Consider the following 20,502-nt stretch of genomic DNA (forward strand, 5'->3'; position numbering starts at 1 on the left):
AAGACGATTAATAAGCGGACAAATTCACACGGAGCAATGAGAAACTGTATCGAATATGTTCTGCGACCAGATAAGACCAGTGAGCTGCTTACTTATGTAACAGGCCCGTACCGCCACGATGAAATCAATTATGATCTAGTGTACAGAACCTTTCTAGAAGAAAAGAAGATGTGGGATAAAGACACTGGGAGAATGTATGCCCACAACATTATTTCCTGGCATAAGGACGAGCAGATTACTCCGGATCAGGCATTAGAATTTGGAAAACAATTTGCGGAAACATGGTTCAGTGGATTCCAGACCTTAGTAGCGGTACATAAGGATAAAGACCATATTCACTGCCATTTGGTTACAAATTCGGTGAGTTATGAAGATGGGAGAAAGCTGCATAACACCAAAAAGGATCTGGAACGTATGAAACAGTTTACCAATCAGATGTGCCGGGAGCGCGGATTGACAGTTGCCGAAAAAGGAAAGCACTTTGACGGAAGCCAGATTGAAAAAGGGGAAGTCATTGCATGGAGCAAAGACAAATATAATCTGTTCCGTCAGCAGGTAAAGGATAGCTTTGTAGCGGACTGTGCAATGGCGGTGTTAAAAGCACTGGAAAATTGTATCAGTAAGGAAAAGTTTATAGAAAAAATGAAGCAGTTCGGGTGGAAGGTAAACTGGACAGAGAAACGAAAGCACATCACATTTCAGAATCAGGTTGGGAAGAAAATACGTGACAGTAATCTGTCAAAAACATTTCATCTGGATATAAGTAAGGAGGACTTAGAGAATGAATTTGATAGAAATTACGAAAGGGTACGAGCCGAAGCAGAACGAACAAACGGAGCAGATGAAGAGCTTGCCGGATATTACCGACAAGTGGAAGCAGCTTGCGAAGGAGCAGGCGGCGTCACTGGAGCTAGTGACGGAAGAGAGAGACAAGTTACAGGTGAGAAATCAGAAGATGAACGAGTTTATCCAGAAATTTCAGGAAAGGACACACAAGCTGAAAATGGAAAAACAGAATTTATTCTTCGAGAATCACGAAATGCAAGACGAAATTCGGAAATTAAACGACGAAATTCATCGTTTGACAACCGAACTGTCCGAAACGCAGAAGTTGAATCGATCGCTTCAGCAGAGCAACGACGATTTGAGGAACAGAAACGGCTTGAAGAGCAGGAGCGAACAAGAGCAGCTCGAAGAAGAAATAAAAGACGTTCGGGACCAGAACTCTAAATTGCAGATACAGGTGAATAAATCATCTGTTGAGGCAGTAGATGAAGCACAGGAGAAACAAAAAGAAGCGGAGAAAAAGGCTAGAACAATAGAATACCAGTTTAATAAGGCACAAGAAGAAGTAAAGACTGTGAAGAAAAAAACAGATTGTGAAATAAAAAAGTTGAAAAATGAAGCGAAAGAAAAGGAAACATTCTGGATGATAGCTTATATGATCTTGGTTTTGTTGGCAGTAATAAAAAATACCGTATTTCAAAAAGATCTATTTGCTTGCATAATTGTTCCATTGAGGTTTTGGTATAGATATATAGAGTGGTTAATCCATCCATCAGAATTAAATATTTTAGGTGAGCGAGAGTATTTTTCAGCAGGATGGTCGTGGTTTTTGAGAATTATGGCTATTCTTATTTTTCTTGGACTAGGAATAAGTAGTGAGATATTTGTGTTGAGGAAGATAGAGCAGTATCGAAAGGCATGGGATAAATATTCTATATTTACGATGCTGCCGGTGATCGAAACAATCTGTCTGGAAGGAATTGATCCGAATGTGATTGAATCTGACTGGGTGAATCTAGAGAACAGTAATCTTACAATTCTTGTACCGGAAGATACTTCAGACGAACAGCTGCAGGCTATCGGACAGAAGTTTCTTGAAGCTTATATAATTACAGATATTTCGCAGGTGAAGAGAGGTACCTGCTCTATGCCGGATGATCCGATGCCGGATATTGCAGAGATACTCAGTGCTTATGGAATCTGAAAGTGTGATGAATGAGCAATTTGCAGGTATAATGGTTCACGGACGTTTGTCCCTCGATATCTTATCTAAGAAAATATTGTGAGTATTGAACTGGGGCTGTCGGAAAGACAGCCCCTTTCCTCTACAGGTGGTACGCGAAAAATACAAGTCCTTTTATGCACGTAAGAAAAAACAAAGTGCAGAAAGGGCTTATATTATGGAAAAACAGAAAAAAACATGGAACAAAATAATAGGAGAAAACATACGAAGACTGCGAATCAGTCATAATGAGACTCAGGCAGAACTGGGGGAGAGCATTGGTTATGGTTCTACAACTATTGCTAATTATGAAAGCGGAGAACGTCTCCCGGATCTTATAACGGCATATGCGATAGCACAGCGTTATCATGTCGAAATGGAAAAATTGATGGAAGAAGACTTCACGAATCGTGAATACAAAGAGAATTAAAAAGAACTATACTTATAAAAAAGAATAAGTAAAGGAGAAGGAAAGCATGAAAGATAAGGAAATAAACAACTTTATCAGAGAAACAGGTAAAATGGGTGATATCTGGACGAAAGAGCAGGTCAAAGATGTATACCAGAATGTTTCATTGGAGGAGGCGCTGGCAGACCGTCAGAGATCATATGATAAGATGAAGGACATGCTTGACTAGATGAAGAAACTATGAAAGAAGAATCTTCAGACATAGAACTGAATGGACTATCAGATAAACAGATAGTGGATCTTTTGAGAGAAGTAAATCAGGAAGTAATCCAGTCGGCTGGTATTATTTACATGTGGTGAGGGACAAAATATGTTACAATGTAAAACAGATATTAAAATAGTAGCAGGTGATCAGCATAACAGTATTGACCTGTCATGAGCAGGAGAGGGATTGATGAAACAGAACAGCAAAGTAATACATGAAAAATATGAATTCAGAAACATTCATAAGGATGAAATTGAACAGGCTGCAGAGATTGAAAGCATCTGTTTTCCGCCAAATGAAGCGTGTACTTATGAACATATGGAGTCACGAATAAAAAAAGCATCGGATCTTTTTCTGGTTGTTGTGGATCGGGAGACAGGCAAGATTGCAGGTTTTCTTAACGGACTTGCAACAGACAGAGAACATCTGACAGATGACTTTTTTGCAGATGCGAATCTACATGATCCGGAGGGCGTAAACATTATGCTTCTTGGGCTGGATGTGCTCCCAGAGTACCAACACCAGGGGCTGGCAAGAAAACTGATGGAACAATATAAGGAAAGAGAGCGCGCCAGGGGAAGAAAGAAGCTGATCCTGACCTGCCTCCCGGATAAGGTTGAGATGTATAAGAAATTTGGCTTTAAAGACCATGGGATCGGCGATTCTGTGTGGGGCGGAGAAGCCTGGCATGAGATGGATAGTATTCTGAACTGATTTTAGCTTACGAAATAAAAAGGAAAATCATAATGGCAATCAATGTAAAAAATAGAATAAAGAAAAATTGCTGAGAAAGCTCCTATGGTGTCGAAAGGCATTGTAGGGGCTTTTTATATTCTTTAAAAACCGCGAAATTGTGAATAATATACAAAAATAATTTGATAAAACCATACATAATGCACGAAATGAAAAAAGCATATTTACAAAATAAAAATTAAATGATATATTAAAGAAAATAAACAATATGAAACCGGTTGACATATGGAAAAAGTCACAATACGAAGGGAGAACAAAATGAAGAAAAAGGTAATTGCACTTGCATTAACAGCATGTATGGTACCAGTTGGTAGTGGGGTGGATGTAATGGCTGCCAAGGGAGATTCCGGGGATAAAATTACATTAAACTGGCAGAGCTATGACAGCTATGATAAATATCAGAAAGTTGTCGAAGCTTTTGAAAAGGAAAATCCGGATATTGAAATTAATTTTGAAGAAGTATCAGATTATGCAACTAAAATTTTGACAGAAGCTACAGCGGGTGACCTTCCGGATCTTATCAACTGTAATACAGGAACTACACAGATTCTTGCAAATGCCGGGGCATTACAGAAATTCGATGTAGATGCACTGAAAGCAGATACAGAATACAAATTTGATGATTTCTGGGATGCTGCAGAAAACTATTGTACATATGATGGTGACTGGTATTCACTTCCATTGGACGGAGGAAATTATGGATGGGTTTACAACGTCGATATGTTTGACAAGTGTGGAATTGAAGTTCCGGAGGATGGGTTTACATGGGATGAATTTACAGAGGCATGTAAAACATTGATGGAGCACAAAGATGAACTTGGAATTGAATATCCGACAATTATCAATGATCTGTCTTCGGCAATTGATACTATGTATCCATGGATTACAGAGGCAGGAGGAAACTATCTGAATGATGATGGAACCTGTGGATGGAATTCAGATGAAACCGTTGCTGCTTTTGAATATGTTAAGAGTCTCGTAGATGATGGTTATGTGCCTGCAATAGAAAAACTGGGAGACGGTTATGATGCGCTGATTACAAAATTTAATGCGGGACAGATTGCTATGTGCCGTGTGGCACTCTGGAATTCAACATATCTTCAGGACGATATAAACTGGAAAGCAATGAATGCACCGCGTGCGAATGATGGTACACAGGCAGAAGTACTTTTCCTGAATGGTATTGGCATTTCAAGCGGCTGTGAAAATCCAGAAGCAGCAGAAAAATTTATTAAATATCTGACTAGTGAAGAAGGTCTTGCATTATATCTTGAAGATAATACATCTCCACAGATTGCAGTAAGACAGTCGCAGGCAGATCTTTCCGTATCTATGTTTGACGAAAGCCATGATATGAAATTATTTAACACAGGACTGGAGTATGCTGGATATATTGACCTTACAGAAACATTTGCAGACCAGCAGACAATCATAGGACAGTATTTTGATGAAATCTGGCATAATGATGCTGATATTAAGAGCACACTGGATGGCATGGTAGATCAGTTAAATAGTTTACTTGCTCAGTAACTGAAAATAAAAGGATGATATGGAAAATCCTCTGTATCATCCTTTGAATTTAACAGGAGGGATTCACGTGAGTAACACAAAAACAGTAGTAAAACGTAAAAAAGGAGACTGGCAGATTGCTGTTTTGTTTCTGTTGCCGTCCCTGATTTTGCTGGGATTGTTTGTATTCTGGCCAATGGTAGATTCCATCCGCATGTCATTTTATGACTGGAATCCATTAAAAGGTAAGATATTTACAGGATTGGAGAATTATCAGAATCTGTTAAAAGATAAGCTTTGGTGGACGAGCCTTGGAAATACCATCAAGTATATTTTGATGAATGTTCCACCGATTGTCATTTTTTCTATTATCATGTGTGAACTTGTATTGTTTGCAAATAATAAAAGTAAAGTTATTTCAAAATTTATCAGAGGTAGTTTCTTTTTACCATGTGCACTTTCTCTGGTTGCAACCGGTGTTGCGTGGAGATATCTGATGGGAACGAATTATGGTGTTATCAATAATTTTTTGAGTGCATTAGGATTCGAAAAAATTGGCTGGCTGACAGATGGCAAGATTGCACTGGGTTCTATGGCAATCGTAACAATCTGGAGATGGGCAGGATATTACATGGTTATGGTTGTTGCAGGACGTCTGGAAATTTCGCAGGAATTTTTTGAAGCGGCAGATCTGGACGGTGCAAATGCATGGCATAAATTTGTTTATATTACATTGCCGCAGCTGAAACCAGTTCTTACATATATTATTCTCATGTGTGTAATCGGTACTTTCCAGGAATTTGATCTTGTTTATACGATGACAAATGGTGGACCTGGAACAAGTACGTATTTAACTGGTCTGACATTATATAAGACTGCTTTTTCATCTTTGAAAATGGGATATTCCTGTACAATGGCAGTATTTGTCTTTATTCTTTCGATTATTATTTCGGTTGTACAGTTAAAGTTGACAAGTGACAAAGACTGAGAAGGGAGAAGAGATTATGTCCAGAAAATTAAGAAAGAAAATTCTGGGAGACAGCTTAATCTGGGTAATTATAGCTGCATTTGTAGTAATCATGCTGTTTCCATTTGTTTATATATTATCTACTGCATTGAAATCGGATACAGATCTTGCAACAAGTGTTGGAAGAATTTTGCCGAAAGCAGCGCAATGGGAGAATTTTACAAAAGCATGGCAGCTGCTGGATTTTCCCAAGTGCTTTTTTAATTCATTTATTGTTGCGATAGCAGTGACCGCACTTACTATTTTCCTCTGTAGTTTAGCTGCATATGTATTTACCAGACTTGAGTTCAAAGGCAGAAATATTGTTTTTATTCTTTATTTGTCAACGATGATGATTCCGATTACTGTAAGACTGATTCCGTCTTATAATCTGTGTAGAAATCTCAATATGCTGGATACATATATGGGGATGATACTTCCGCAGGTAGCATGGTCCATTCCGTTTGGAACATTTCTTATGCGCCAGTTTTATATGGGAATACCGAAGCAACTGGATGAAGCAGCAAAAATTGATGGAGCAAATCATTTCCAGATATTCTGGAAGATCTTACTGCCAAATACGAAATCAAGTATGACAACATTAGGAATCTATACATTTATTTCTGCGTGGAATAATCTGATCTGGATGTTGTTATCCGTCAGAAGTGAAAGCAAATGGACAGTAACATTGGGAATAAGTTCAATCTGTGGCGCATCTGTAATCAAACAGCCGACATGGAATCTGATCATGGGTGTTATCGTGATTGGAATGATTCCTGTTCTGATTCTGTTTTTTGCATTCCAGAAATATTTTATGCAGTCTGTAGCTGCAACCGGCATTAAATAGTAAAAAGGAGATCAGTTATGAAAGGTTTAGTGGTAACAGAAGACAATAAACTGTACCTGGAAGAAAAGCTTCCGATTCCGGAGATCGGAGAGTATGAAGCACTGGTAAAAAATGAATGCTGTATGATCTGTAACGGAACGGATCTGGGAGTTATTGGAGGAAAAGTCAGAGAAGTAACGAGATATCCGGCGGTTTTAGGACACGAAGATGCAGGAAGAGTTGTTAAAATCGGCAAAAAAGTTACTTCTTTTAAAGTGGGAGATCTTGTAGTCAGGGCAGGACAACCGGATAATGAGAAATTTTCCAGCGCTTGGGGCGGATTTGCTGAATATGGAATTGTAAAAGATTATAAAGCAGCCATGGCAGACCAGGCCGATGTAAAAGATATTAATCTTGGAATTACACAGCAGGTGTGCCCGGAAGGAATGCAGGCAGAAGCTGCTTCTATGCTGATAACTTTAAAGGAAACATACAGTGCATTAAAAAGAATCGGCGTTGAAGATAAAAAGAAGATGGTCATACTCGGAGACGGACCGGTTGCGCTTGCTTTTCTAAGCTGTGCAAAACTGATGGGAATTCAGGAGATTTATGTCCTGGGAAATCACAGAGACAAGCTGGAAACAGCAGAAAAACTGGGAGCAGCAGGTACATTTCTTAACAAAGACGAAGAAGAAAAGAAAAAAGCTTCTGATCTGTTTGACAGAAAGTCCGATATCTGTATAGATACGATTGGATCAAATCAGACAATCACGCAGTGTCTGGACTATATTAAAGAGACAGGGACAATTGCTGTATATGGCTTAAAAAGCGGAGAAAATCTGAATGTACCATTACCGGAACTCAGGAATTTCAATATTCAGTATGTGCAGTGGCCGGTGCCTGAGGTAGAAGCAGAAGTACATAAGCCGGTTTGTGATGCGATTATGGATGGGAAAATAGACATCGATTTATTTGTGACACATAGATTTTCAATAGATGATTATGAAAAAGGATTTCAGGCAGTAAAAGACAGAACTGCATTGAAGGTAGTTTTAAATTTTTAAGGCAACTCAGGAGGAACGCATGATGGCAGGTTATCGATTCAATAAAGAAGAATATTTTAAAGAGACCAAAGAGGTATATTCTAATTATCCAACCGATGTTTCCAGAATGGAAGAAGAACTGGACCGCCTCCAGAAAGAAAATCCAAAGGCAAGCTCTTTTCAGAAAAAAACATGGATCTACAGAATTGCAGCCAGGGATGCTGAAGTGATTCTTTTTCCATCCAGTCCGTTTTATGCAGAAATTGATACAGGAAGAGAACAGAACAGTGTTACGGCATCGTTCCCGCCACAGCCAGGCATTGGATGTTGGCTAATGAAGCAATACCCAGATTTTGTAGATGAATATGGAGAATGGAGTGGATACTACGGAAAATATGGTGTCATGAACGGACCACAGTTTATGGATGCGGCGCATCACTATGCAAATTGTGAAACTGTGTTGAAATATGGTCTATCAGGAATAATCAGACATGCAATGATGCGTCTGGAAGAGAAAAATCTTACAGATCATCAGCAGGATTTTTTAAAATGTATGGTCGATGTATGCCGAAGTCTGCAAAAAATTTCTGAAAGATTTGCAGAAAAAGCGGAGGAAATGCTGAAAACAGAACACGATGAGGAACATGTAAAGGCACTTAAAATGATTGCTGTTACGGCACGCCGAATTCCATCTGAACCGGCAGAAACATTTTATGAAGCAATGTGTGCAATCTGGTTTACGCGTGAGATGTGCAATGCGTTAGATGGTCTTGGATTTGCTGTGATTGGCCATTTGGACAGAATCCTGATTAGTTATTATGAAAGAGATTTGAAAAATAATCGAATAACGCCGGATGAGGCGCAGGAACTGGTTGACTGTTTTGTATCAATGACAGATGCAAGATGGGATCTTGAAGCAGACCTGCCAGGGGGCACAAATGCAGATATTATTATAGGCGGATGTGATAAAAATGGCAATATTGTTTATAATGACATAAGCAGGATGATCATAAACAGTTATAAAAAATATCATTTTGCAAATCCGAAACTACAGGTGAGAATATCGGCAAAGCATCCGGATGAATTTCTGATGCAGGTTGGTGAATTGGCAGGAATGGGTCTGAATGTGCTGTCTGTCTTTAATGATGATGTGATAATTCCAGCAAATCAGAAGCAGGGAAAAAGTCTGGAAGACTGTCGACTTTATGTCGCAGGTGGCTGCCAGGAAATCTGTCTTTCTAATGAAGTCAACAGCAGAGCATATACCTATCTTAATCTTGTGCAGATGTTAAATGGATCCTTATATCCAGAGTACTGGAATGACGTATTTAAAAGGGATGGATTTAAATTTATTCCAGCTGCGAATGCGAGCGATTTTGAAGAATTCTATCATATTGTAATTGAAAATTATAGAAATGAACTGAATTTCTTTGTGAAAAAATATAACGAATATGGTTCATGGTGGAAAATAATAAATCCGTCGTTGTTCTTTTCTGCAACTATGCCATCATGTACTGAGACGGCAAAAGATGTCTCAGAAGGCGGTGCTGTCTATAATACAGATAATTTTGCTGCTGCGGGTGCAGGGACAGTAATTGATTCGTTATATGCGATAAAGAAGGCAGTATATGAAGATAAGATTACGACATTTGGTCACCTGCTTAAAGCGATGAAAGAAGACTTCAGAGATGATGAGATCCTTCGACAATATTTGCTTCATAAAGTCCCAAAATTCTGCAAGGATAAAGATGCTACAGAATTTGGAAAAAAGGTTATGGATGATCTGGCTGAATGTCTTGGAGGACAGGCAAATTACAGAGGCGGAAAATTTGAGCCGTCATTATTTGCTTTTTATTCTTATAACTGGTTTAAAAATGTAACGATTGCAACGGCCGATGGACGAAAAAGTGAAAGTGCTCTCTCACGAGGCGTTAACCCAAGTGAAAGTACAGAAAACATCAATATTGCAGCATTACTTGATGCAATAAAAACAATGGATTACACGAAATATCCGGGTGGGGCAGTTATTTATATGGACATTCCACTGATGTATAAAACTCCGCAGCCGTCATTGTTTGCAAGTGTGATGCGGGTCTTCTGTGAAAATGGCGGAAGCATTATGGATTTTAATGTTATCAGCAGGAATGCACTTTTAGAGGCACAGAAAAATCCGGAAACACATAAAAATATTGTAGTAAGAGTGTGTGGATACAGTGCATATTTCCATACATTGACTGCGGAAATGCAGAATGAGGTAATTCAGCGTACACAGAGGTAAGCGGTAAAATGAAGCAAAAATTACTGGTAAGTCAGATACAGAACTTTTCTCTGCATGACGGACCGGGAATACGGACAACTGTATTTTTACAGGGATGTAATTTGCGATGCAAATGGTGTCACAACCCGGAGACATGGAAAAAGAAAAGTATACTGAGTTATACGGAAAATAAATGTATTGGCTGTGGTCAGTGTATTGAAATCTGTCCCTCAGGAGCACAACAGATACAAAACGGGCAGCATATTTATGAAAGAACTCTTTGTACTGTGTGTGGAAAGTGTGTGGAAATTTGCTGCACAGAAGTATTGGAAATCGTAGGAAGTTATTATTCTGTTGAAGAATTATCGGAACTTTTGCTCAGAGACAGAAGACTCTATGAAATTTCAGAAGGTGGTGTTACTTTTTCCGGTGGAGAACCAATGATGCAGGCAGAGATTCTATATGATTTGTGCAACAGACTTCAGAAAGAGCATATTTCAGTTGCTTTTGAAACAGCACTTGCTTTTCCTTGGAAAGTGATACACAGAATGACAGAATGTGCAGATCTGTTTCTTGTAGATTTTAAGATGTTTGACAATGAAAAACATAAAGAATATACAGGAACAGAAAATACCCTGATCAAAGAGAATCTGAAAAAACTGGTGAATTACAGACCGATCATGATCAGGCTTCCAATTATAAAAGGAATCAATGATGAGATAGAAAATGCTGTTGCAACAGCAGATTTTTTTGCAGCTCTTGGAAGAAACATCAAGAGTGTGGAATTTTTGCCGTATCATGATTTTGGAGTTGAAAAAGCAAAACATGTCGGAGTGAATCAGCAGATGTTTGAAGCACCTGATGAAAAACAGCTGGAGCTGCTGAAAGAAGTTTACAGAAGTAAAAAGATTGACGTAGTGGAATAAAGAAGATTGCTAACAGAAAGGAACAGAGACAGAAATGAAAAAGCATTTTCTGAAAAAGCACGAAGAAAACTGGTTGCGCATTCCTTATGAAGAGAATGCAGATCCATGTATTATAACTATTTCAGACAGTACTGGAAAAAAAGAAACTATTCAGATGAAAGTATCTAAGACAAGAGTGGACTATTGGATGGCATATCCCCTGAAAGATTTTTTCGGGGACGATATTCAGGCAGAAGGTCCGGCGAGCAGATGGATCAATGCAATAGAACTTTCTGATGATCCGGAAAAACAGAGAAGAAGAGAACTGTCTAAGTCTGTCATTCATTATATGCCGCCAACCGGATGTATCCGGGAACTGAACAGTGTAAAAAAAGCAGGAGAACAGTGGGTTTTAGATTGTGTAACCGATCCATGTTCACTGACAGGAAATGAAGAAAATCAAACAGCTATGAGACTTGTAAGCAAGGATCTGCTGCACTGGAAATCCGAGGAGAATGAGTTAGAAGAAATTGAAATCAACTGCCGGAAATCAGATAAATGGATTGGAGATGTCGAAAAACAAATAGAATTTGAAGAAGATGGAAAAATCTGGATTCTAAGTCAGACTGCGAAAAAAACGTGTGAAGGTGTTGCATCATCTAATGCAATCAGTATTCCATCCGTTTTTTCAGGAGAACAGATAAAGCCAGCTGCACAGATGGATAATCTGCGAGTGTGGGTTAGACAGTGGCATAATGAGCATATTGATAAAAAGTTTGAATTTCTCATGAGATTTCGTCAGGGACCAGACGTATGGCCGGAAGTCCGACTTCTGGCACCTGAAAATATTTTATCTGATATTCAGACAAAGGCCTGTGAGGTAGAACTGGAGATGTTTGTCGGACAGGAACCGGAAATTGAGTTTGAGCTGTGTGGAGTGAAGTGGGTCTGGAAGGCATTAGATCAGACACTGAACTGTCAGGGATATAAAATGAAAATTCCAACGGAAAAAGGAAGACTGTATCTGCATTTCTACAGGGACATGGCAATTCAGGAATTATATGCAGACAGAAAGAATGCAATGCTCATAGTACAGGATAATGGACCGAAAAAAGAAGATTATAAGATTCGAAGTGAGCAGGTGGAAAATATCAATAATCCATCATTTTATCTGCAATATAATGCGGATCCGTATTTTGAAATCCATACGAATGGAAAAACAGCCTCTGTCATTTGTCTGAATATATGGGGTTTAAGATCTACGAGATATGAAGAAGAAAACAGAAGGTTGATCGAACAGGAAGAAAAAGGACAGCCGTTGTTTAAATCTGAATCTTACACAATATATGAGAAATGTGTAGAAGATCGTATTTATGGAGAACCTGCAGCATGGGCACTGCGTGGTGGAAAAATAGTTTTATCACCTGTACGCGCGGTGGAAGAATTTTGCTGGAGAGATACTCCGTGGGGAGACATGACAAGAATCCAGAACCGAACCGAGCGTTGGGACGCACCGGAAGATTCAGCCTACCCGAAATTACATACAGAGCATAACGTCATAAATGCAGCATTTTCGCTTGCAACAGATATTATGTGTCAGAACAGAAATAAAAAGTATGCCTTGCCAGGACAAGAAGGTCTGATGAATGCGGCTGTTTTTCAAAGAGAAGGAGAAGGTTTTGGAAGTTGGGTAAGAGATACCTGCCATGCAGCATTTCGATGTCAGAATCTACTTGCACCGGATGAAGCCAGGGAGTCGTTATCCTATATTTCTGAACATGGATTTAATAATGGTGTTGACTGTGCTGCCATGCCGGCGATTGCAGCATGGGATCATTATATAACAACTGGAGATATCCAGCTTTTGTATGAAATGTTACCTGGAATTATAAAATATGCAGAAGAAGCGGATGCACGTTATGATGAAGAAATGCAGCTGGTTCATGCAACCATGTGTCTTGCGCAGGATGCTTTTGAAGAACCGGAGAATGGCGGATACTGTCTTGGAACAGAAATTGCATTTGCCCTGATGTATCAGGATGTCGCCAGAATATGTGAGGTGACAGGATGCTATCCGGAGAGAATTAAGTTCTGGGAAAGTCGTTCGAAGGAAATGCTTGCATCCATAAAGGAAAAATACTGGAATGAAGAAAAAGAATGCTTTACAAGTGGACCAATAGGAAGTGAAGCATACGAAAAAGGCTGGTGGGAGACGACTGGGGCAGAAATGGTTTTGTGGCCACGATTTGGTATTGCAACTGAGAGACAGAGAAATCTGTTTTTGAAGACAATCGAAAGTAATCCAGAGGCATTTTCTGAGTTTGGAATTAACTGGTATCCGTTCCGCAAAGAAAAAAACCATTTCTGGAGAGCATGCTGGGTATCATGGACGCTTGGGTTATCAGAGGCAGCTGGTGAAAGTGGAAATAAAGAGTTTCTGAAAAAGCTTATTTATGCACAGGTGAGAAATGTGCTCCTGAATAAATCTTTTCATGAAGTAATGGATGTTGATACAGGAAGAGCGTGGAGATGGCCGCACCTGCCATGGCATGCGGCAGGTTTTATTGGATTTATTGTTAATGGAATTTTTGGAATACGTTATAGTGAACAGGGAATTCAGATACATCCATGTATTTTGAATGAATTTGAGGGAGCAGTACTTGATTCTGTTCCATATCAGAATGCAAAATTTGTATTTGAGATACATGGGCATGGTGACAGCTATACAGTAAAAATGGATGGAAATCTGGTGGAAGGTTCCTTTGGCAAGGAAATGACAGGAGAGCATAAGGTGGATATATATGCTTATGAAACTGAATAAAATCGGTATGGTAAGAAATAACTGTGAGGATAGAACATGAGCATAAAGAAAGCAATTGCAGCCGGACATATCTGTCTGGATATTACACCGGCTTTTAAGAGCAAGGAAGAAAAAAACATCAAAGACCTTTTCAGACCGGGGCAACTAATCGCAATGGATGCGGCCAAAGTAAGTCTTGGCGGATCGGTATCCAACACAGGTGTTGGCATGAAACGTCTTGGCGCAGATGTAGAACTAATGGGAATGGTCGGAGATGATGCATTTGGTCAGATGGTTCTCAACGAACTGGAAAAATATGGTGCATCTCCGGAGAGCATGATTGTAAGAAAAGGAGTCGGAACTTCTTATTCTGTAATCCTTGCACCGGCAGGCATTGACAGGATCTTCCTTCACTGCTCAGGTGCTAATGATACATTTACTCTGGATGATATCGATCTGGAAAAGGTAAAAGGAGCAAATCTGTTCCATTTTGGCTATCCATCGCTGATGCGGAAGATGTATATTGATGGCGGAAAAGAACTGGTTCGTCTTTTAAAGGCTGTTCATGAACAGGGAGTTGCAATCTCTGTTGATATGGCAATGTTTGAAGAAAGTACAGAAGCAGGTACCCAGGATTGGAACGAAGTTCTGAAATCTGTGATTCCGTACATTGATTTCTTTGTGCCGAGTGTTGAAGAACTCTGCATTATGCTGGACCGTGACCGTTATCATGAATGGAACGAAAGGGCAAATGGTTCAGATGTAACGAACTTCCTTGATGTTGAAAAAGATATCAGGCCACTGGCAGATAAGCTTCTCTCCTATGGTGCAAAAGTTATCCTGATCAAATGTGGTACACCGGGCATCTATTTTCGCACAGCAGCCAAGGAACAGCTTCTGAAGATTGGTGGTGGAATCGGAGAAGAGATTGCGGAGACATGGGCAGTCAAAGAAGCTTTTGAGAAGAGTTATTTCGTAGAAAAAGACAAAGTCGCATCTGGAACAGGCGCCGGAGATACGACGATTGCTGCATTCTTAAGTGCTATCCTGGAAGGCAAAAGCTGGGAGGATGCTCTTCATCTTGCAACAGCGACCGGAGCGCTCTGTGTACAGACCTATGATGCGCTCAGTGGAATCATTCCACTTGATGAAGTACAGAAGAAGATTGCCGCAGGTTGGGAAAAAAGAAAGTAAGAGGTAGAAAAAATGTTAGTTAATATGAATGATGTGCTTTATCCGGCAAAAAAGGGAAAATATGCAGTAGGACTATTTAATGCGGTAAACCTGGAACTGGCGCGAGGAATCATTGCAGCAGCAGAAAATTCTCAGTCACCGGTTATCATGGGAACTGCGGAAGTACTTCTTCCATACGGACCACTGGAAGAGGTTTCCTATTATCTTATTCCTATGGCTAAGAAAGCAAATGTTCCGGTAGTTATTCATCTGGATCATGGCCTTAAGAAAGAAACATGCCTGAAAGCTCTGGAACTTGGATTCTCATCCATTATGTATGACTGCTCTACAGATTCTTATGAAGATAATGTAAGAAAAGTTAAAGAAATGGCAGACATCGCGCATTCTTATGGAGCAACCATCGAGGGCGAACTCGGACATGTAGGTGACAACCCGGATTCTGCAGAGGGAAGCGCCCATATCAATCCGGCTGATTTCTATACAGATCCGAGGATGGCAAAAGACTTTGTTGACAAAACAGGTGTGGATGCTCTTGCAATTGCAGTAGGAACTGCCCACGGGGCATATAAGTTGCCTCCAAAGCTTGATTTTGAGAGAATTAATACCATTGCTCATACAGTAGATGTACCGCTTGTTCTGCATGGCGGTTCCGGACTTACAGACAACGACTTCAAACGTGCGATTCAGGAAGGTATAAGCAAGATCAATATTTTTACGGATATCAATGTGGCAGCAGTAGAGGCTGAATTCCGCAAATTTGAAAGTATGAATAAAGGTATCATTGATTTGATTCCGGCGGCAGTTGAGGCTGTTAAACAGGAAACCATGAAGAAGATGATACTTTTCTCAAGCAATGGAAAAGGTGTATTAGACCAGCCATCCCAGGATGAACTTGTAAAAGCTGTTGTTCAGGGTGTTCTCAAAGAAATTGTTGGAAAATAGGGTATTATTGATCCGAACAGAAACAGAATAAGAGGTTGACTAGAGCATTTTGAAGATTTTGTGTGCAAAAGTAGAGTTTGGCTTGCAAAATACATGAATAAATAGTTATAATATAAAGAAACAAGCGAATCTGTAAAATCGCGGAGGATTGAATGGCAAATATTAAAGATGTGGCCAAACTGGCTGGAGTTTCTGTAACAACTGTTTCAAGAGTATTGAATAATAAAGGGTATATATCACAGGATACATACGAAAGTGTATATAAAGCAATTGATCAGCTTGATTATGTCCCAAATCAGATTGCTAGAAACCTTTTTAGACAAAAATCTTATTATATTAGTCTGATCGTGCCTGACAGCTCGCATCCTTTTTGGGCGGAAATAACGAAATACATCGAAAAAAAACTTTATAAACATCATTATAAACTTTTTTTATGTAATACCGGAGATACGGAAGATAAAGAAAGAGATTATATAAAAATGATGAGAGAAAATATGGTAGATGGTATTATTCTTGGAACGCATATGTTAGCAGAGTCCGAATATCAGAATCTGGATCTTCCTATTGTGGCATTTGATTATCGAGTTGCGGAAGAGATTCCAACCATCTATTCTGACCATAATAAGGGTGGTTTGCTGGCTGCAAATGAAATTATAAAGAATGACTGCAAATGCGTTTTAAATGTAACGGCTGTTGTAACAGATAAATCTCCTTCTATTAATCGTCATAGGGTTTTTTCAGAAACATTGAAGAAAAATGGTGTAAAATGTATCGATTATATCTGGAATACAAAACAAAGAACAGAAGAATATTATCAGCAAATGAATAAACTTTTTGATGAATATCCGGAAATGGATGCAATGTTTTCGGAAGATTTGATCATTATGAATGCGTTAAAATGTGCAGGTGAGAGGGGAATGTGTATTCCTGATGAATTTAAAGCAGTAGGATATGATGGAACGCTGATTGCAAAGATAAGTTATCCGTCAATGACTTATGTTTCACAGCCAATAAAAGAATTGGCAGATACATTGGTAGATGTATTATTAAAGAAAATAAATGGTGCAAAATTACATGAAGATATTATTTTGAAGGATGTTTGTCTGGTGAAAGGGCAAACGACAGAATAGAATAAAAAAAATTACAGAGAAAGTTCCTATAGTGTTGAATGGCATTGTAGGAGCTTTCTCTGTAATTTTTTTTTAAGGTGTACGATCCAGATGAGGGAAAAAGGGCGTTGATTTTATAGAGAGAATATCCACACCTCCGTTTGCAGACTTGAATTTACCTTCATTTGATATTATAATCAAAGAGATTGAAACGAATCCTGAAAACAGCGGGAACATCTAATTTTAAGGAGGAATCTTATTATGAGTACCTGGAACAACCTGGATACTCTTGAATTGAATCTTTCAAAGAACTTTCAAATGTAAAGAAAGTAAACCTTGTAGAAGCTATGACCGGAGAAAATGGTGCAGAACGTGTTAAAAAATACAGCGTACCGATGGCTGCTGGTCTTGCATATAACTATGCTGCAAAACAGGTAGATGACGACGTACTTGAAGGTCTCAAAAAGCTTGCAAAAGAAGCACAGCTTACTGAAAAATACGCAGCTCTCTACAATGGCGAAATGATCAATACAGGTGAGAAACGTCTCGTTCTTCATCAGCTGACACGTGGCCAGCTTGGTGATACTGTTACAGCTGACGGCGTTGACAAACGTGCTTTCTATGTAGAACAGCAGCAGAAGATTGCTGACTTTGCCAATAAAGTACATGCAGGTGAGATTACAAACGCAGCAGGAGAAAAATTCACAACTGTTGTTCAGATCGGTATCGGCGGAAGTGACCTTGGTCCGCGTGCAATGTACCTTGCACTTGAGAACTGGGCAAAGAAAAATGACAAATTTAAAATGGAAGCCAGATTCATCAGCAATGTAGATCCTGATGATGCAGCAGCAGTCCTGAATTCTATTGATGTTGCACATTCCATTTTCGTACTGGTATCTAAATCAGGTACAACTCTTGAAACACTGACAAATGAATCCTTCGTAAAAGATACTCTTAAAAATGCAGGACTGGATGCTTCCAAGCATATGATCGCTGTTACAAGTGAGACTTCTCCACTTGCTAAGAGTGATGATTATCTTGCAGCATTTTTCATGGATGATTATATCGGTGGACGTTATTCTTCCACATCTGCAGTTGGCGGTGCTGTATTATCTCTGGCATTCGGACCGGAAGTATTTGCAGAATTCCTTGAAGGTGCAGCAGAAGAAGATAAACTTGCTAAAAACGAAGATGTTATGCAGAACCCGGCTATGCTGGATGCGCTGATCGGCGTATATGAAAGAAACATCCTTGGATATCCAAGCACAGCAGTTCTTCCATATTCACAGGCACTCAGCCGCTTCCCTGCACATCTGCAGCAGCTTGATATGGAATCTAACGGAAAATCTGTAAACCGTTTCGGTGATCCTGTAAATTATGTAACAGGACCGGTAATCTTTGGAGAACCAGGAACAAACGGACAGCATTCCTTCTATCAGCTTCTTCATCAGGGAACTGATATCGTACCGCTTCAGTTCATCGGATACAGAAATAACCAGATGGGCACAGATGTAGTGATCCAGGACAGCACAAGCCAGCAGAAACTCTGCGCTAACGTTGCAGCTCAGATCGTTGCATTTGCATGTGGTAAATCTGATGAAAACAGCAACAAGAACTTTGAAGGTGGACGTCCGTCAAGCATCATCATTGGTGATCAGGTAAATCCTGCAAGCCTTGGTGCACTCCTTGCACACTTTGAAAACAAAGTAATGTTCCAGGGATTCCTGTGGAACCTGAACAGCTTTGACCAGGAAGGTGTTCAGCTTGGTAAAGTTCTTGCAAAACGTGTTCTTGCACATGAGACAGATGGAGCACTGAAAGTATTCAGCGATCTGCTGAATATCTGATTTGAAAGTTAGATCAATCATGAAATAATACAAGCCCTTCGCTTACAAATTGTAGGTGGAGGGCTTGTGTTTTACACGTGGAAAATCACCTTGTAACTTGCCATTATGGCAATACGATCAGTAGAGTATCTGCAGAGTCTTGTTCGGGAGCTTGCAAAGCTTCCGAACGAGACTGAGTGGGTAGAATTTAAATGTAACAATAAGCAACCTCAAATGATTGGTGAATATATTTCGGCATTAAGTAATTCAGCAGCACTATGCGAACGACCTAAAGCATATTTGGTTTGGGGTGTAGATGATGCAACGCATAAAATTGTTGGAACTGAATTTCAATATCGTAAAATGAAAAAGGGAAATGAGGAATTGGAAGCATGGCTTTCCAGAATGCTTTCACCAAGAATTAATTTCCGATTTTTTGAGGTCCCGATGGATGAAGGAATGGTTGTGCTGATGGAGATTCCTTGTGCAGAAAAACAGCCGGTACAGTTCGCTGGTGGGGAATTTATAAGAATTGGAACGAACAAAAAGAATTTAAAAGAGTATCCTGACAAAGAAAGAGAATTATGGAGAACATTCGATTCTACACCATATGAACTTCGAATTGCGATGGGAAATTTAGATGAAGATGAAATGGTGTTATTATTGGATTACTCAAAGTATTATGATAAACTGGAAATGCCAATTCCGAGAAATCGGGATAAAGTATTGGAAGATTTACAGCATGAAAAGTTCATAAAGAGAAATGATGCCGGTACATGGGATATCACGAATATGGGAGCATTGATGATCGCAAAGGATTTGAAGAAATTTGAATCTTTGCATAGAAGAACTGTGAGGGTGATATGGTATAAGGAGAATTCCAGACTGGATGCTATCAGAGAAAAAGAGTTCTGTGCGGGCTATGCATTTTCGCATGAAGAAATCGTGCAGTATATTATGACAATTATTCCGCAGGAAGAGGTTATTGTAGAAGCAACAAGGAAATCTGTTGTCAGTTTCCCGGAAATTGCTATCCGTGAGTTGTTGGCAAATGCTATGATACATCAGGATCTGCAGCAAAGAGGTACAAATCCGATGGTAGAAGTGTTTAAAAATCGAATTGAATTTTCAAATGCTGGTGCACCACTGGTAGCAATTGAAAGAATTGTAGATTCGGTGCCGGTGTCCAGAAATGAAAATATTGCCGGATTTATGCATAAATGTGGTATCTGTGAGGAACGTGGCAGTGGATATGATAAGATTGTTGAAGCAACCGGCAAAAATGAATTACTTGCACCGAGGATTGAAAATCAAAACAATCAATTTACAAAAGCAATATTGTTTGCGAAAGTACCGTTTGAATTAACCACGAAAGAAGATCGGATGCGTACTTGTTATATGCAGGCATGTCTGGCATATGTCAATTTTGAGGGGATTTCTAACTCAGATATTCGAAAAATATTTGGATTGGGAGAAAAAGAGAAAGCGAAAGCCTCTCGACTTCTTACCAGTGCTGTTGACGGAGGCTATATTAAAGTAATGGATCCGGATACTGCGCCAAGGTATAAAAAGTATATTCCATATTGGGCATAATTTAAGTTTCGCTAAGTTTCACTTATATAGGCGGGATGAGGAAAATTCAATAGAGCA

General features: G+C 39.4%; 16 protein-coding genes and 1 pseudogene. All 17 read left to right on the forward strand.

The features are described from left to right. Window positions 1-36: 36 nt before the first annotated feature. The 17 genes and pseudogenes from LU279_RS00545 to LU279_RS00625 all read left to right on the forward strand — a co-directional run bounded on the left by LU279_RS00545 (window position 37) and on the right by LU279_RS00625 (window position 20,445). On the forward strand, window positions 37-1,230 hold the full coding sequence (locus LU279_RS00545) for a relaxase/mobilization nuclease domain-containing protein (RefSeq protein WP_138270065.1): 1,194 nt from the start codon (window positions 37-39) through the stop codon (window positions 1,228-1,230). Window positions 1,231-1,243: 13 nt separating this feature from the next. Next, window positions 1,244-1,990, forward strand: a complete 747-nt coding sequence (locus LU279_RS00550) for a cell envelope integrity protein TolA (RefSeq protein WP_274420001.1) — start codon at window positions 1,244-1,246, stop codon at window positions 1,988-1,990. A gap of 196 nt (window positions 1,991-2,186) precedes the next feature. Then, window positions 2,187-2,438: a helix-turn-helix transcriptional regulator gene (locus LU279_RS00555; protein WP_138270063.1), complete on the forward strand. Its 252-nt coding sequence runs from the start codon at window positions 2,187-2,189 to the stop codon at window positions 2,436-2,438. Window positions 2,439-2,484: 46 nt separating this feature from the next. Beyond that, window positions 2,485-2,646, forward strand: a complete 162-nt coding sequence (locus tag LU279_RS00560) for a hypothetical protein (protein WP_021650642.1) — start codon at window positions 2,485-2,487, stop codon at window positions 2,644-2,646. Window positions 2,647-2,871: 225 nt separating this feature from the next. Further along, window positions 2,872-3,396 carry a GNAT family N-acetyltransferase gene (locus LU279_RS00565; protein WP_274420007.1) on the forward strand — a complete coding sequence of 175 codons (525 nt, stop codon included), beginning with the start codon at window positions 2,872-2,874 and terminating at the stop codon, window positions 3,394-3,396. Between the two features lie 297 nt (window positions 3,397-3,693). Further along, complete coding sequence (locus tag LU279_RS00570; protein ID WP_274420009.1) at window positions 3,694-4,965, forward strand: ABC transporter substrate-binding protein; 1,272 nt, start codon at window positions 3,694-3,696, stop codon at window positions 4,963-4,965. 67 nt (window positions 4,966-5,032) lie between these two features. Then, window positions 5,033-5,932, forward strand: a complete 900-nt coding sequence (locus tag LU279_RS00575) for a carbohydrate ABC transporter permease (protein WP_274420011.1) — start codon at window positions 5,033-5,035, stop codon at window positions 5,930-5,932. A gap of 16 nt (window positions 5,933-5,948) precedes the next feature. Continuing rightward, the gene (locus LU279_RS00580; protein WP_270438471.1) at window positions 5,949-6,797 is read left to right on the forward strand and encodes a carbohydrate ABC transporter permease; all 849 of its coding nucleotides are present in this window, start codon (window positions 5,949-5,951) and stop codon (window positions 6,795-6,797) included. 17 nt (window positions 6,798-6,814) lie between these two features. Then, window positions 6,815-7,840 carry a zinc-dependent alcohol dehydrogenase gene (locus LU279_RS00585; RefSeq protein ID WP_021650648.1) on the forward strand — a complete coding sequence of 342 codons (1,026 nt, stop codon included), beginning with the start codon at window positions 6,815-6,817 and terminating at the stop codon, window positions 7,838-7,840. A gap of 19 nt (window positions 7,841-7,859) precedes the next feature. Next, window positions 7,860-10,097 carry a pyruvate formate lyase family protein gene (locus LU279_RS00590; protein WP_274420020.1) on the forward strand — a complete coding sequence of 746 codons (2,238 nt, stop codon included), beginning with the start codon at window positions 7,860-7,862 and terminating at the stop codon, window positions 10,095-10,097. 8 nt (window positions 10,098-10,105) lie between these two features. Beyond that, window positions 10,106-11,002 carry a glycyl-radical enzyme activating protein gene (locus tag LU279_RS00595; RefSeq protein WP_274420021.1) on the forward strand — a complete coding sequence of 299 codons (897 nt, stop codon included), beginning with the start codon at window positions 10,106-10,108 and terminating at the stop codon, window positions 11,000-11,002. Window positions 11,003-11,036: 34 nt separating this feature from the next. Next, window positions 11,037-13,802, forward strand: a complete 2,766-nt coding sequence (locus tag LU279_RS00600) for a hypothetical protein (RefSeq protein WP_274420023.1) — start codon at window positions 11,037-11,039, stop codon at window positions 13,800-13,802. A 36-nt stretch (window positions 13,803-13,838) separates the two neighbouring features. After that, a complete protein-coding gene (locus LU279_RS00605) occupies window positions 13,839-14,975 on the forward strand; it encodes a carbohydrate kinase family protein (RefSeq protein WP_021650652.1) in 1,137 nt (378 codons plus the stop codon). A 12-nt stretch (window positions 14,976-14,987) separates the two neighbouring features. Next, window positions 14,988-15,917 carry a class II fructose-bisphosphate aldolase gene (locus LU279_RS00610; RefSeq protein WP_021650653.1) on the forward strand — a complete coding sequence of 310 codons (930 nt, stop codon included), beginning with the start codon at window positions 14,988-14,990 and terminating at the stop codon, window positions 15,915-15,917. A 152-nt stretch (window positions 15,918-16,069) separates the two neighbouring features. Next, on the forward strand, window positions 16,070-17,047 hold the full coding sequence (locus LU279_RS00615; RefSeq protein ID WP_274420024.1) for a LacI family DNA-binding transcriptional regulator: 978 nt from the start codon (window positions 16,070-16,072) through the stop codon (window positions 17,045-17,047). A 240-nt stretch (window positions 17,048-17,287) separates the two neighbouring features. Beyond that, a pseudogene (locus tag LU279_RS00620) lies at window positions 17,288-18,873 on the forward strand (glucose-6-phosphate isomerase). 105 nt (window positions 18,874-18,978) lie between these two features. Next, complete coding sequence (locus LU279_RS00625) at window positions 18,979-20,445, forward strand: RNA-binding domain-containing protein (protein ID WP_117557188.1); 1,467 nt, start codon at window positions 18,979-18,981, stop codon at window positions 20,443-20,445. The last annotated feature ends 57 nt before the right edge of the window (window positions 20,446-20,502 follow it).

The sequence above is a fragment of the Blautia sp. XA-2221 genome (assembly GCF_028767025.1).
In the GTDB taxonomy this organism is placed as follows: Bacteria; Bacillota; Clostridia; order Lachnospirales; family Lachnospiraceae; genus Blautia_A.